A 14,436-nucleotide genomic window follows, 5' to 3' on the forward strand; every position below is an offset into this window, starting at 1 on the left:
AGTCATGAAACATCAATTCTCGCGCGATACGCCAATTTTATTGATCTATTGATAAGCCAGAATAGTGATGGAGAGAATAATGTCAGTAGAAAAAGTAGCACTTGTCACCGCCGGAGGAAGCGGCATGGGCGCAGAGGCGGCCCGTAGATTGGCTGCAGATGGCTTCAAGCTGGGTATCCTGTCGTCCTCAGGGAAAGGCGAGGCGCTTGGGGTCGAGTTGGGCGGATTTGGCGTCACGGGTTCCAACACCAATCCTGATGATCTGTCTGCCTTGGTTCAAGGGGCCATTGATCGTTGGGGGCGTGTGGATGTGTTGGTTAATTCCGCGGGTCACGGACCCAAAGGTCCGGTGCTGGACATTTCGGATGATGATTGGCACATGGGTATGGAGGTGTATCTGATGAACGTCATCCGCCCGACGCGCTTGGTGACGCCCGTTATGCAAGCACAGGGCGGCGGTGCGATCATCAATATTTCGACATTTGCGGCCTTTGAATCCGATCCGTTGTTTCCCACTTCGGGTGTGTTTCGGGCCGGACTTGCAGCGTTCACAAAGCTCTATGCCGATAAATATGCTGCCGACAATATCCGTATGAACAATGTTTTGCCGGGATTTATCGACAGCCTTCCTGAAACCGAAGATCGTAAGGCCCGTATTCCGATGGGGCGCTATGGGCGCGTGCAAGAAGTATCTGCCGTAATTTCGCTTCTGGCATCCGAAGGTGGTGGCTACATGACAGGGCAAAACCTGCGGATCGACGGAGGGTTGACCCGTGCCGTCTGATACGAGCATTGCGCGCCCACGTTTTGACCGCATGGTTTTTGCGGTCAAATGGGGCGCTTCGATCATCCAGATCTTAGGCTACACCGCCACGGGTTTCAGCTGGACACCTTGGAACCTCTACCTGTTCCTGGTCGGCGTGTTGGGTTGGTTTGCAGTCGGTGCGATGTGGAACGACAAAGCCTTAATGCTGGTTCATATTGTTGCATTGGGTGCGATGATATCCGGTATGGCAAGCCGCTGATCTTGATAGAGCAGACCGTCATGCAAGGTTTAGCATCCGGTATAGGGGTCTCCTTTCAGTCGCTCTTCCGGTTGCTGAACACCGCAGTGTGGACATTAAATTCTCTGGTAAATGAGAATACCCGAAGAATCTTCCCCGTCAAAAATTGACCGAAAACCTGATATTTCTCAGTTATCAACCTTCAGAACAGGCATGTCTTTTGAAAATTGATCAGAACCAAACCGATCTTATGTCCCTCACGAGGGCATCTGCATTCCGATCGGGCATCCTTGTCCTCATCGCCACTGCAATCGCTGTGACAGATGTCTTTTCTGGAATATCGGGACATCCGACAGGATGGATTGCACCGTTTGTCGCTTTTGTTCTCGGGGCGGACTTTTTCGGTTGGTGCTTAACAAGTTTGAAATGATTTTGATCGAAAAACGCAAAGCCTGACCATCTGAAACACGATGCCCTCATTCCAAAGCTGGACGGTCTCCTTTCACCCCATCACTCAGAAGGAAAAATGATGAAGCAAACTTACCTTTCCGCCGCGCTGATCCTTGGCGCTGGCATGGCGCAAGCTGGCGAATACTGCCTGCTCGACGGGACAGAGATGTTCTCTTGCACATTTAACGGTGGCGCGAAGGCGGTCGAACTGTGCGACGCGATCTGGGAAGATGGCGACATGGCCTCCTACGGGTTTTTCAAATCCAATGGCGAGGTTGAAAAGGAAATCCTGCAGGAAAAGGTCACGATGCTCGCAACCCCTTGGAATGGCATGGGGAATTATGTGAGCGAATCCGTGAGATTCGACGCGGATCAAAGCTATTCCTATGAGGTCTGGTCCGGCGGAGAGCGCGCGGAAGGCGCGGTGCTTGAGGGTGGCATCAATGTCATCAAAAACAATGAGGTGATCGCGACCCTGACCTGCGACACCGGCTCTGTCACCAGCGATCTTGGCACGCTGATCGATATGATCGATCTGGCCCAAGTCTCTCCGTAAAGGGGCCAAAGGATGCAGCAGTTCTGCCTGAAACTGGCCCTCACCTGTGCGGCGGCGGGCATGACACAGAGTGCCCTTGCCCAAGCCGTGTGCGAGGGCGAGGTGGTCTTTCAATGCGCGACCGATGATGCCGATTTCCGCGAGCAGATTACGGTTTGCGCAAAGGATGAAAGCTATCATCTGGTCCGCCACGCGCTCGAAACCGGCACACTCTATTATGACACGCCGCTGGTTGCGCAAGCCTCGACCACTTGGTTCGACTGGCAAGAGGGCGATGATCTGAGCATCGAGCTGGGGTTCTGGAGCGTTGATCTGGGCGAGCCAGTGACACTCCACGCCCGCCTCCCGTGGGACGATATGGAAGAGGCTGTTGCTGTGGACGGGGAGGCGGACATGTGGCTGCAATCCCCGCATTGGCAACAAGAGGTGAACCAGACATTCTGCCTGTCCAAAACCGTCTATGCCGACACAGAAGCGCTCTGGTCGGCCCTTGACGAGCGCGGTCCTGTCGGGCTGTTCTTCTCCCAAGATGTCATCGTGCCGGAGCCGGGGGCTATCGACGTGGCCCGCGTGACTTCCCAGCCTTCCGCCGCAGGACTACCGGTCTACGCCTCCGCCACTCCCAACGCCGCGACACCGGTGTGGTGGCAGCTTTTCGAGGGGGAGAGAGTGGATGTCATCGCGTTTGAAGGGGACTTCCTCGCCGTCGCCATCCCGACCAATGGCATCGACACCTGCGAGATCAGCGCCGACCAACTCTACGCCCCCTATGACGGTCCTTGCGCGACAGGTTGGGTCGATGGAGCCTACCTCGAACGCGGAGAATAGAGCGGCATCGCACTAATGCTATTGCGGCGACTTTTTACGGGCATTTCCACGGAAGAATATCCGCTGTCGATATGGACAAGAGATGTCTACCCGTCCGCAGAGAAAACCTGCAATCCGCCCACATATGTCGAATAAAGTGAACGGCTCTTCCCAGCCGTTCACGCAAGCTCTCGGCGTGGCAGTGCAACTTCCGTGAAACGAACATCGGTAAAATTATGCCTATATGAGACTACTTTTTTGAGGCCACGCTTGCTCGGGATTGTTGCGCATGCTGAAAGAGCTCGCATAAATCAGCTTCCACTAATGTCACCCAGCCAATCCAGAAACACACCCAGCCGGCGCAGACCCGATACGCGGGTGAGGTAGAGCGCCGTGATGTCGAGTGGCTCGGCATCGAGTTGGCCGGGAAACAGCTCAATCAAACGCCCGGCTTGGATATCGTCTGCGATCATGAAATCGGAAAACCGCGCGATCCCCAAACCGTTCAACACCAACTGGCGCACGGCCTCACCGTTGCCTGCGGTCAAGGATGTCGGGACGCGGACGGGAGAGGGTAGGGTGGTGAAACGCAGGGTGTTAATGTGCTCGGGCATGGAGAAGCGGACCTGTTCCAGTTGCGCGAGGTCGGCGGGTCTTTCCGGCCAGCCGTTGCGATCAAGATAGTCCGGCGCAGCCACCAATTTCCAATCCGTGCGCCCCAAAGGCCGGTGCAACATGTCGCTGTCGGGTAATTTTCCAAGCCTGATGGCAACGTCCGCGTGACTGCCGATTAAATCTACCAGCGTGTCTGTAATGTCGATTGAGAGTTGGATGTCCGGATATTGCGCGTGGAATTCGGCAAGACGCGGCGCGAGAACATGCAGAACGTAAGGCACCGGTGCGTTTACGCGAAGCGGTCCTGCGGGGGCCTGCCCGCTGGTCGCGATTTCCTGCAGGGCTTCGCTGCGATCCAGAATTTCACGCGCCTCGGCAAGGACCGCGACCCCTTCAGGGGTGATCTCGATAGAGCGCGTGGTGCGGCGCAGCAGCGTAACCTTCAACTGTTCCTCCAGCCGCGTGACTGACCGGCTGAGCGTCGAGGCTGACACCCCTCTGCGCCGCGCAGATTCAGCAAAGCCTCCATCATCGATGATCCCGACAAAGGCAGCCAAATCCCCCATGCGCAACAATTCGTGCAGTTTCTGCAATGATCCGTTCCCAACATGTCTGTTCTCGCAATAGATAGCGGCTGGCATCTACGGCGTCGACATCAAATTTATTGGAGAGAAACGATGCCACTTGCCCTTTGGGCGCTGACCATCAGCGCTTTCGCTGTCGGAACGACCGAGTTCGTGATCGTCGGATTGCTTCCTACCATTGTCGCCGACCTCGGCGTCTCAACCCCCTCCGCAGGCCTGCTGGTCAGCCTTTATGCGCTTGGCGTAACCATTGGTGCGCCGGTTCTGACCGCACTGGTCGACCGCCTGCCGCGCAAAACACTGTTGCTGCTCTTGCTGGCGTTGTTCACGCTCGGCAATGCTTTTGCCGCCTTTGCGCCGGACTACAACAGCCTCGTTGTTGCGCGGTTTATTACCGGTCTGGCTCACGGTGTGTTCTTTGCCATCGCCTCGACCATTGCCACAGACCTTGTGAAGCCAGAAAAAGAAAGCTCAGCCATTGCGCTGGTGTTCCTTGGCCTAACTGTCGCGCTGGTGACGGGTGTGCCTTTGGGGACGTTCATTGGCCAGAATTTCGGCTGGCAGTCGACTTTCCTTGGCGTTGTCGCGCTTGGCGTGATCGGTTTCATTGCCTCTGCTGTGCTGGTGCCGGCCAATCTGACCAAGACGACCTCGGCAGGCCTCAAAGCGCAGTTGCAGGTGCTGACATCGCCGCGCCTTATGTTGGTCTATATGATTACGGCTATCGGATATGGCGGCAATTTTATCGCCTTCACCTTCCTTGCGCCAATGCTGAACGAGGTTACAGGTCTTTCCGCAGGTGCCATCAGCCTTGTGATGCTGCTCTATGGGGCGTCTGTTGCCGTGGGCAACATTGCGGGTGGTAAACTTTCCGATCGTATCGGTGCCGTGCCCGCACTAACCTTCATCTTTGCAGGTCTGGCTGTATCGCTTGTTGCACTCGGCGCGTTCCTCACCAGCCCGATTGCGGCCATCGCGGTTGCGGCCTTCTGGGGCGGCTTTGCCTTCGCCAACGTGCCGCCGCTCCAATCCTATGTTGTGCAAATCGCGCGTGAAGTCTCGCCCGGGGCAGTCGATGTGGCCTCGGGGCTGAACATCGGTGCATTCAATCTCGGCATTGCTGGCGGTGCATGGGCCGGTGGGCTGGTGGTCGAAGGCATTGGCCTCGCTGCAGCACCCTACATTGCTGCCGGAGTTGTGGTTGTCGGCATCGTCCTCGTGCGCCTTTCAGGTCGCCTGAACGCAACCGTTTCACGCCCTGTGGCAGCGGAATAACAAATCGCCCCGCTGCGCATCGGCGCGGCGGGGCGAACCAATTGACCGGAGGTTCGTATCATGTCTGCCCTGAATCTGATTTACAAAGACCGGCTGACCTTTGGCATCGAATTGCCTCCTCGTAGGTTCCGAGCTCGCGCTTTTCGCGTTCGCGTGACACGTCCAGCATGACCCGCAGAGCCTCGAAGGCAAGTTTGCGCCAGTCGGCACTGCTTTCGTTAAGCGTCACACCCATGCAACGCGCGATTTCGCGCAGGCGTGCATTGCTTCGCGGGCAGCGATCTGGAAACGCGACATCTCGGTCAGCAGTGTAACGTGTTCTGGTTTCAGATGGTTCACAGGTCTCTCCGTCGTCAGCGCGAAGGCTGCGTCGGTGATCGCTGTCAGGCGCGCGACGAGAATCTTCGCATCGGAGAGGACATCGGTTCGAAGGGAGAGACAGACGGCAGAAACTTGATCAGGGTTCATTATCTCGACCCAGGCCGTCGGCAGACGCCGTCGGAAGAAATACCCGCAAGGGCGTTTTTCGAGATAGGGGGTGTGTGCGACACTAGCCATGACATGCACTCCGAAAACGGGTTTCAGGGCATCCCGGAGACGGATGTGTCAGAGAATGTGCCTAAAACGCGAAAAGCGCCCCGAGTGGAGCGATTTATCGTTTAATTCCAACCACTTAGGGTGTGATTGGCTCCGGCGGTAGGGATCGAACCTACGACCAATTGATTAACAGTCAACTGCTCTACCGCTGAGCTACGCCGGAACATGTGGCGGTGTATAGCTATGTGATTTGGGCCGTGCAAGTGGGTTTTGTGACAAAAAGATATTTTTTGCGAATTTTTTGCTCACCGCGCGGAAAATACTGCATTTTCAGAGAGTTCCGGCGTGGCGAGGATGCGGTTTCTTTGGTGGAGGTCGATCAGATGTGCCAGCGTGTTGCGTGCGGCGGCCGGAATATGAGTCGCTGGAAGCTCTGTGTAGACCGTTTTTATCAGCGCGATGAGCGATTGGGGCCGCACCGACAGGGCTTCGAGGATTTGCGCCTCCCGATTTGCGCGATGGGTGAGGAGAAAGTCGATTCTCTGCTCGGGCATCTCCACCGCTGCGCCATGTCCGGGGTGGAGACGCGCGGGGGCAAGATCGCGCAGCAGGGTGCAGCTGTTGCGGAAGGCGGCGGCATCGCCATCGGGCGGGGAGATCAGCGAGGAGGACCAGCCCATGATCAGATCGCCGGAAAAGACCATGTCCTGCCAGTGAAAACATAGGTGGTTGCCCATATGGCCGGGGGTGTGCAGCGCGGTGAGCGACCCTGCGGGGGTTGCAAGCACCTCTTGATGAGCCAAGGCAACATCAGGACGAAAGCGCGCGTCCACCCCTTCGCCGCCGCCGATCTGCTCGGCGAGCGAGGCCATGATCGGGCTGCGACCGCTGCGGAAATCTCCGAAGGCATGGACGGGTGCGCCCGTGGCCTGTGACAGGGCCTGCGCCCCCTCGGAATGGTCGCGATGGGCATGTGTCACAAGAATATGGGAAATCCGGCCGCCTTGCGGCAGGGCGCCCAGAATGGCCTCGCGATGCGCCGCGAGATCCGGTCCCGGATCAATCACCACACGCGCAGCGCCATCGCCCAGAAGATAGCTGTTGGTGCCCCAATAGGTCATGGGCGAAGGGTTGGGCGCGAGGATACGGATCAGGTCCGGCGCCAGACGGCTTACGCTCTCGGGTCGGTTCTGCACGCGATTTTCCTTTTCTTTGCGCTCTTTGACAGTCTACCAATACAGCGTTTCGCGAAAAATCTGAATCACGGATTTTCGGGTCTCGTGATCGGGCGCGCTTGCGCCTCGGGTCTGTCTGCTTCGGACCCGCATATCATCCGAAGGGACTGGGGCATGGTGTTCAACTGGCTGAAAAAATATATGCCGCGCGGGATTTACGCGCGGGGGGCCTTGATCCTTCTGGTGCCCGTGGTGGTGATCCAGCTTGTGGTGATCGTGGCCTTTTCGCAGCGCTATTTCGAGGACATCACCCGCCAGTTAAGTCGCGGCGTGGTGGCGGAAATCGGGCTCTATGTGGAAACGGTCGAAGGCATTCCCGCCGATCAGGTGCCTGTGGCCTTGCAACATCTGGACACGCGGCTGGATTTCAAAACTTCGGTCGGCAGTGATACTGCCGTGGAAGATCGCAGGCGCTGGTATGACTTTTCCTCGCGGGTGATTGCCTCCGAATTGCGTAGCCGGATCGACGGGGTCGAAGGCGTCGATGTGGCTAGTGATCCGCGTCTTGTGCGCACCTCGATCCTGACCGATGGCGGGCGGCTGACCATCGAGTTGCCGCGCAGTCGTGCCTCGGCCTCCAACCCGCATCAGCTCATGGTCTGGACGGCGTTTACAGGTCTGGTGATGACGCTGATCGCCTTTATCTTTCTGCGCAACCAACTCCGCCCGATCCGTCAGCTTGCGCGGGTGGCCGAAAGTTTCGGGCGCGGCGAGAGCAAGCCCTACCGTCCGGCCGGTGCGGCGGAAGTGCGTGCGGCGGGGGCGGCCTTTCTCAACATGCGCTCACGCATCGAGCGCCAGATCGAACAGCGCACCTTGATGCTTTCCGGCGTCTCCCATGACCTGCGCACGCCATTGACGCGCATCCGGCTGGGCCTGTCGATGCTCGATGTGCCGGAGGAAGACGCGGCGGAGATTGACGCGATGCAGGCCGATCTCGACGAGATGGAGCAACTCATCAACACCTTTCTTGATTTCGCGCGATCCGAGGCGATGGAGACGCCAGAGCAGGTCGATCTGGTGGAACTGGTGCTGTCGGCCAAAGAACGTGCGGAACGGGCAGGGGGCGAGGTCAAACTCGGAGCCATGCCCGAGGCGCCGGTGATGCTCAACCTGCGCCCTGCGGCGCTGTCGCGTGCGCTCGACAACCTCATGTCCAATGCGCGCCGCTATGGCACGACTGCGCAACTCAGCCTGACCGAGTTTGACCGTGCCGTGGTGATCTCGGTCGAGGACAATGGTCCGGGCATTGCCCCTGATGTGCGCGAGCGGGCCTTGCAGCCCTTCGTCCGTCTCGACGCCGCCCGCAACCAGAATCGCGGCTCCTCCGGTGTCGGGCTTGGTCTGGCCATCGCCCATGACGTGGCACGGCGACACGGCGGCACGTTGCGGCTGGGCGAGAGCGAAGACCTTGGCGGGTTGAAAGCCGACATCGTTCTGGCGCGGCAGGCATGAGGTCGACGTTTTTCAAAGAAGTGAATGCAGCCTCTTAGGTCCACCGGATTTCCTCGACAGGGTCAAGTTTTCGGCACATTTCTCCGACAGAACGAAGTCGTATTTTAAGACTTGAGGTTTACGATGGCGCAATCTGTCGCGGTGCTTGTTGATGGTGATAATATTAGCGGAAAATATGCAAAAGATATTTTGACCGCAGCGGGAAAACATGGCGAGCCAAGCGTGGTTCGTGTTTATAGAGATGCGCAGCCTCTCTCGGATTGGCATAACGCCTATGGATACCGGATGATACATGCCGGAACCGGCAAAAACGCAGCAGATATATTGCTTGCACTGGATGCGATGGAGTTGCTTCTGGTCAGGGAGATGCGTTGCTTTGTGATCGCAAGTTCGGATGGTGATTTTACCCATATTGCCACCAGACTGCGAGAGAACGGCGCGAAAGTGATCGGGCTTGGTGAGGCAAAGGCTCCGGATGCGTTTCGCGCCTGTTGTAGTAGTTTTGTGGAGCTTGGGGCGCGGAAACCAGTTGCGCCGCCGCGTCTTGTGCCGAAAGAGAAACTGCCTGTAAGAGCGTTTGATTTAAATGTGTGTGCTATAATCGTAGATTGCAGTAACGACGAGACGGGAGCACGAATTTGCGAAGTGGGTCAGCAGATGAGAACCCTACATGGCGTGAAGATCAGCAGCTTACCTGAGAAAAACTGGCGGAGCTATTTCAATGCACGACCTGAACTTTACGATTTGGACCCACGCGGTGCCAATGCAAAGGTGCGGTTCCGTCCCGAAGGATTTTCACGCGCGACTACGGCTGCTCAGAGCAAATCAGCCTGACCGCGTTAAGAAACAGACTTTGTTCTGGCACGGCAGGCTGAGGCCGACGAGTGTCCGACACTTTTCCGACGCTTTGCAGACATGCGATTTCAGCCGCAATTTTGGTCCTGCGTTCGGATGTTTTGGTATGGCGACGATCGAAATCTGAGGGCGCGTAAAGCCATCTGGATGTGCGACAGAACGGGAAACTTTGGCTTCTATTGAGAAATTCGGCGGCAAGCCGCTTGCCCGATCAGTGCATCGGCCTTAAACGGGGAGTGCAACGATACCCGCGCGGCGCCCTGACTGCGTAGGTCAGAGCCAAGGGGATAACATATTGCTTTTCTTCACCATCTGGCCGCTTTTCGCGCTGATCTGCCTTGGCTATGTCCTTGTCCTTCGCGGTTTTCCTGATCCGGGTTTCTGGCCCGCCGCCGAACGGATCAACTATTTCCTGTTTTTTCCGGCCCTTCTGGTCAGCAGTCTGGCCGATGCCCCTGTCCGCGATCCGCAGGTGTTGCGTCTGGGCGGTGCGACGGTGGTCGTCATTCTGATCGCGGCATGCGCCCTAGGCCTGTTCCGGCGCGCTCACCCCATCCCCGCGGCACGTTTCGGTGCGGTGCTACAAGGCGCGGTGCGGTTCAACACCTATCTCGGGCTGGCCATCCTCTCTACCCTGACCGGCCCCGCGGGGATCAAGCGTGCGGCGATTTACCTTGCGATTGCCGTGCCTTTGGTCAACGTCTTGTCGATCATGGCTCTGACCGAGGCGGGGCAGGGGCGCACACCGCTTTCGATGCTGCGCACTATGGCGCTCAATCCGCTTATTTTGGCCTGTCTTGGGGGCATCGCGCTGGCACTGACCGGATGGGGGCTTCCGTTTGGCACGGGGCGTTTTCTTGATCTTCTTGCCCAAGCCAGCCTGCCGCTTGGCCTGCTCTGTGTGGGGGCCGCCTTGCAACCTGCCACGCTGCGTCGCGACGGGGTGAGTTTGGCGGCAACCGGCGCTTTGCGCCTGCTTCTCATGCCCTTGCTCGCAGCGCTCATCGCACGCCTTGTCGGGCTGAACGGGGTTGAGGCGCTGGTGCTGGTCGTTTTCTCGGCCATCCCCACGGCCCCCACGTCCTATGTGTTGACCAGACAAATGAACGGAGATGGCACCTTGATGGCAGGGATCGTCACCTCCCAAACCGTCGCTGCCATCGCCACAATTCCGCTGATGCTGTGGGTTCTTGGTTTTTGAGGTTTAGGGGCGTGAAGGGCTTTTAACCGAGGGGGCCTGAAATGGCTCCAGTCGCCGGAAGATGCGTCGGACGCCAAGTATCTCCGGAACCGCAAATGATATGCTGGTCGTGGGTAAGGCGTTAGGCCAAAACCCTTTTTTCAAGTTGAAATCAAAGGGTGATGGCGGAGACGAAGTCAGCCAAATCAACGCAAGAGATGAGTTATTATTAAATAAAAACAAAATAATAACACATTGTCACCGCATAAATTGTGTAGCAAAATGTATAGCAAAATCACGACAGCCAATCTCGAAATATTGCATGCAAAAACCGTTAAACACTGATCTCCCATCCCGGAATTCGGACACTGACATTGGCTGCGATTTGCAGTCTGCAGAACTTCGACGAGAAGGAGATCAGAGATGTCGACACGCAAACAACATGCGCCTGAGTTTGAGGCGAAGGTCGCGTGGAGGCACTGAAGGGCGAGGAGACTTCCGCCAAGCTAGCGAACCATTTCGGGGTTCATCTCATACCGGCAGGTGATTGCATGCAAACACCGAGAGGCGACGATGATCTACCAATGAAAGCGTGTCCTGTTGGAGGGCGCGCCTAGTGTGTTCGAACGGGGCGGTCGCAAGAAACCTGAGCTTGACGAGGAGCAGTTAAAGGAACTGAACGCCGAGATTGTAGGGGATCCGGGACCACCTTGAAGAGGTTTTCGACCTGAAGGTATCAGCCGATTTTGTCAACCGCGTCAACGATACCTTTCTGGAGGAGGTATCGAATTGGCAGAACCGCGCTCTGGAACCGATTTATCCGATTGTTTTCCTCGATGCCCTTACCCGCAAAAATGCGCGACGCTCCCTCTCATGACATCTCTGCGTGATACACTGCCGGGCAATGGATAGCCGTCAGTTCAAGAACAAGGCAGCTTACGTGACCCTGGGCGTTCCCCTGAAGGTCGACGCGAAGTTCTGGGTCTTTGGTTCGTGAACAAAGAAGGGGCCGAGTTCTGGCTTTCGATTATGAACAACCTACGCAACCGCGGCGTGGAAGACATCCTGACCGCGGACGTAGACGGCCTCACGGGCTTCCCCGACGACATCAATGCGACCGTTCCCAACACGACCGTGCAAATCTGCATCGTGCGCTCCATTCCCTGAACTTTTGTGGGTGGAAGGACCGCAATGCCGTAGCCAAGGACCTTAGGCGCGACAAAGCCATTTTGAGAGAAAGGGAGAAGAACAAAAAGCAGACAATCCGTCAACGCCACTTGCACTATCAAAAACAGGCCGCATGATCTATCACACAAACGAACCAGAGCCTCCAATGCTCAACCCCCTCTGAAGTCCAACTTTATATGACGACGGACATGCGGCGACCTGATCATGGTTTGATGACTTGATGCCGTTTACGAAATCGACGCCTTGTATGACATCGTCGAGATGGGCAAAGCCGTGCAGCTTGAATCAGCTTTTCTTTGCACTTGGGCCGAGCTTGAACATCATATCTATTGAGGCAGCCTTTGGTCCGTTTGGTTCGGTGCCGGATTGTGGCGAAGGCGCTTTTGATCGAGTTCGATGTGCGGATTCTCTGCCAGTGTTGGGCGGGGAAGTCATAGAAGCTCAACAACTCATCACGGTCTTTCATCAGGCATTCGGTGGCCTTTGGGTATTTCATGTCGAAGGTTTCAATGAACAAGTCTAATGATGCATGCGCATCCACACGGGTTTCCGCCTGCCAAATGTCATGTAGCATCTTCCTGGCCTTGTCGGAAAACACGCCCATCAGGCAGTCATTCGTAACCGCCTCATTGGTACCGCCTTCTTGGTGATTAGATAAGATCTTAAGCTCTGGCGGAATGATCAGAAGCAGGCAATCCTTGAAGAGGTTGGCGTGAACGGAGTAACCGTCACTGATGTTGCACGTCGTCACGACATCACACGCCAGCACATCTAGCAGTGGCGGCGGGCCTCGCGACGCAGGGATTTGAGGCAGGTTCCGACAGCACGATGTTTCTCCCGCTGTCTCCTCTGACAAGTGATGAAGGCCCTGCCGTGCCTGTGGTGGCTCCAGCGCCCGAGGTTGAAATCAAAGCATGTAGGCTTCACCCTTAAATTTCACAATGATGAGTTGTCTATCAGATTCTTGAGTAGGAACGTTTTGGATGGGGCGTGTTATGTTTTCTTTCTGTCATGTCTTGTCGCCACGGATAAAGTTCCGGGGATGTTGGTATATTTCCTTGTGGGGGAGCTATCGGGAGGTCCGTGGACCTCGGTGTGAGAAGTTTCCACTATATTTTGGCTAAAAAATCGGGCTGAATGCTCGTGAAAGAGGGGGGATGTGGATTTCATCACGGGATTTTAAAGAATGTATTGAGTCATGTGACAAACTGACATGTAATCTATTTGAAATAGTGTCTACGGACATTGCTGTGGTCATAGTGTGAACGTTTACGAAGCAAATGAGTGTTGATGAAATGGTTGCGTCAGGAGATACGGTTTATTCCGGCATAACCTATCCCGGACATTGCACCCGCTCTGAAGTGCCGCGAAAGGCGTGGTATAGGCTGGATGCCAAAATGCGTGATCACCTGTTGCTGACACTTTGGCTGATTGTGACGTTCAAGCAATTCCCTATGGATGAGCTGATCCTTTATCCTCTTTCTCTTTATTTCGGTTATGCCTTTGTTCGAGACATCGATGATCTTTTTCCGATTGTAGCGAAATCATGGGTTCTTTTTCTGTTTCCAACATGGTGCGTCATGTCAGCGCTTTGGGGGGTGAATTCAGGAGCTATTTTGAAATCGGCTGCGCAAGGTTTCCTCACGGTTATGATCTGTTATTGCGTCGCGCTCAGGTTGGACCGCAGGGATGTCCTTGTTTCACTTGTGATCGCCGCCGGAATTTTTGCTATTGCCTCTCTGGTATTGCCCGCAACGGGGGGGAAAGCTTCTCGTGGGGTTTTCGCTTCGAAAAACTCTATGGGCTTGAATATGGTTATCCTGTGGTCCGCTGCGCTTTGTGTCGCGCTGGATTACGGGCAACGCCGTTTCTTTCGACTTGTTGCCGGTGTGTTGGCGGCCTGTGCACTTGCGCTGGTATTTATTTCCAATTCTGCCACGGCTGTCCTTTTGGCCTTTGCTCTTTTGATCCTAATTCTGTTGTCAAAGATGCTGGATGGTCGGGGGCTGTTTCATCCAGTGATCCTGTTCTGGCTAACACTTGGCTTGAGTCTTCTGCTGATAGGGTCGTCTCTTTTGTTTTCAGCGGCGAATATAGATGTGATCGGCCTGGTTCTTGATAAGTTTGGAAAAGACGCGACCCTGACTGGGCGAACTGTGCTCTGGGGATATGCCTTGGAGCAGATAAAAGAAAATCCGCTATTGGGGGTTGGCCATGGCGGTTTTTGGAACCCAAAGGACTGGACACATGTGTCGCGAAGAATTTTTGTAGATTTTCATAAGGATTTCAACGCGACATTCACTTTTCATAACGCTTATCTACAGACCGCTGTGCATCAAGGCCTGATTGGTTTGGGAATTGCGCTGTTGGCCTTCTTTTACGCCATCTGGCAGGTCTTTGCCGCTATGGTTCGTAGGTGCGAGATGCCTCAAGCGTTTTTCGTCTCAATCGCAGCCATGATCCTCGCACGCAATATGACAGAGCCCGGTCTGATGACACCTTTCTCGCTTATGACGATGGTCCTCTATATGGGAGCCCTCATTAGTGTTCGAGAGCGGGTGTTTGGCATCTCGTAATGCTGTTTTGGTTTGGCGGCATAATTAACGTTTCATCCGGTTTGCAGTCTGTTTCCAAAGGTTTCGTGCTTAAAAAATAATCTGAGCAGGGATTGGTGGGAAAGAAAGGGGAAATCTCT

The 14,436-nt window shown here is 55.7% G+C and carries 12 protein-coding genes, 1 tRNA gene and 2 pseudogenes; 10 read left to right on the forward strand and 5 right to left on the reverse strand.

Features of this window, described 5'->3' with window-relative positions:
* Window positions 1–79: 79 nt before the first annotated feature.
* The 4 genes from KO492_RS03460 to KO492_RS03475 all read left to right on the forward strand — a co-directional run bounded on the left by KO492_RS03460 (window position 80) and on the right by KO492_RS03475 (window position 2,838).
* Window positions 80–784: an SDR family oxidoreductase gene (locus KO492_RS03460; protein ID WP_216043676.1), complete on the forward strand. Its 705-nt coding sequence runs from the start codon at window positions 80–82 to the stop codon at window positions 782–784.
* Entirely contained in the window at window positions 774–1,025 is a 252-nt protein-coding gene (locus KO492_RS03465) for a DUF6552 family protein (protein ID WP_354668221.1), read from the forward strand. The genes KO492_RS03460 and KO492_RS03465 overlap by 11 nt, the downstream gene beginning before the upstream one ends.
* Window positions 1,026–1,533: 508 nt before the next feature.
* Window positions 1,534–2,010, forward strand: coding sequence for a hypothetical protein (locus KO492_RS03470; protein ID WP_216043677.1), 477 nt, complete (start codon window positions 1,534–1,536; stop codon window positions 2,008–2,010).
* 12 nt (window positions 2,011–2,022) lie between these two features.
* The gene (locus KO492_RS03475) at window positions 2,023–2,838 is read left to right on the forward strand and encodes a hypothetical protein (RefSeq protein ID WP_216043678.1); all 816 of its coding nucleotides are present in this window, start codon (window positions 2,023–2,025) and stop codon (window positions 2,836–2,838) included.
* A 290-nt stretch (window positions 2,839–3,128) separates the two neighbouring features.
* Here the strand turns inward: KO492_RS03475 and KO492_RS03480 are convergent, their stop codons facing one another.
* Window positions 3,129–4,025 carry a LysR family transcriptional regulator gene (locus KO492_RS03480; RefSeq protein ID WP_216043679.1) on the reverse strand — a complete coding sequence of 299 codons (897 nt, stop codon included), beginning with the start codon at window positions 4,023–4,025 and terminating at the stop codon, window positions 3,129–3,131.
* Between the two features lie 84 nt (window positions 4,026–4,109).
* Here KO492_RS03480 and KO492_RS03485 point away from each other — a divergent pair, with 84 nt between their 5' ends.
* Window positions 4,110–5,291, forward strand: a complete 1,182-nt coding sequence (locus KO492_RS03485) for an MFS transporter (RefSeq protein ID WP_216043680.1) — start codon at window positions 4,110–4,112, stop codon at window positions 5,289–5,291.
* Window positions 5,292–5,516: 225 nt separating this feature from the next.
* Here the strand turns inward: KO492_RS03485 and KO492_RS03490 are convergent, their stop codons facing one another.
* From KO492_RS03490 to KO492_RS03500, 3 genes are all read right to left on the reverse strand, one after another.
* On the reverse strand, window positions 5,517–5,849 hold the full coding sequence (locus tag KO492_RS03490; protein ID WP_216043681.1) for a DUF6538 domain-containing protein: 333 nt from the start codon (window positions 5,847–5,849) through the stop codon (window positions 5,517–5,519).
* A 127-nt stretch (window positions 5,850–5,976) separates the two neighbouring features.
* Window positions 5,977–6,051, reverse strand: a tRNA-Asn gene (locus KO492_RS03495).
* Between the two features lie 82 nt (window positions 6,052–6,133).
* Complete coding sequence (locus KO492_RS03500; RefSeq protein WP_303578264.1) at window positions 6,134–7,024, reverse strand: MBL fold metallo-hydrolase; 891 nt, start codon at window positions 7,022–7,024, stop codon at window positions 6,134–6,136.
* Window positions 7,025–7,177: 153 nt separating this feature from the next.
* Here KO492_RS03500 and KO492_RS03505 point away from each other — a divergent pair, with 153 nt between their 5' ends.
* The 4 genes and pseudogenes from KO492_RS03505 to KO492_RS18915 all read left to right on the forward strand — a co-directional run.
* Window positions 7,178–8,518: an ATP-binding protein gene (locus KO492_RS03505; RefSeq protein ID WP_216043682.1), complete on the forward strand. Its 1,341-nt coding sequence runs from the start codon at window positions 7,178–7,180 to the stop codon at window positions 8,516–8,518.
* 123 nt (window positions 8,519–8,641) lie between these two features.
* Window positions 8,642–9,352, forward strand: coding sequence for an NYN domain-containing protein (locus KO492_RS03510; protein ID WP_216043683.1), 711 nt, complete (start codon window positions 8,642–8,644; stop codon window positions 9,350–9,352).
* Window positions 9,353–9,668: 316 nt separating this feature from the next.
* On the forward strand, window positions 9,669–10,574 hold the full coding sequence (locus KO492_RS03515) for an AEC family transporter (RefSeq protein ID WP_216043684.1): 906 nt from the start codon (window positions 9,669–9,671) through the stop codon (window positions 10,572–10,574).
* 676 nt (window positions 10,575–11,250) lie between these two features.
* Window positions 11,251–11,770, forward strand: a pseudogene (locus KO492_RS18915) (transposase); the annotation flags it as partial.
* Between the two features lie 160 nt (window positions 11,771–11,930).
* Here KO492_RS18915 and KO492_RS03525 read toward each other — a convergent pair.
* Window positions 11,931–12,354: pseudogene (locus KO492_RS03525) on the reverse strand (transposase); the annotation flags it as partial.
* Window positions 12,355–13,021: 667 nt separating this feature from the next.
* Here KO492_RS03525 and KO492_RS03535 point away from each other — a divergent pair.
* Window positions 13,022–14,317, forward strand: a complete 1,296-nt coding sequence (locus KO492_RS03535; RefSeq protein WP_216043685.1) for an O-antigen ligase family protein — start codon at window positions 13,022–13,024, stop codon at window positions 14,315–14,317.
* The last annotated feature ends 119 nt before the right edge of the window (window positions 14,318–14,436 follow it).

Source organism: Celeribacter halophilus (genome assembly GCF_018860305.1).
In the GTDB taxonomy this organism is placed as follows: Bacteria; Pseudomonadota; Alphaproteobacteria; order Rhodobacterales; family Rhodobacteraceae; genus Celeribacter; species Celeribacter halophilus_A.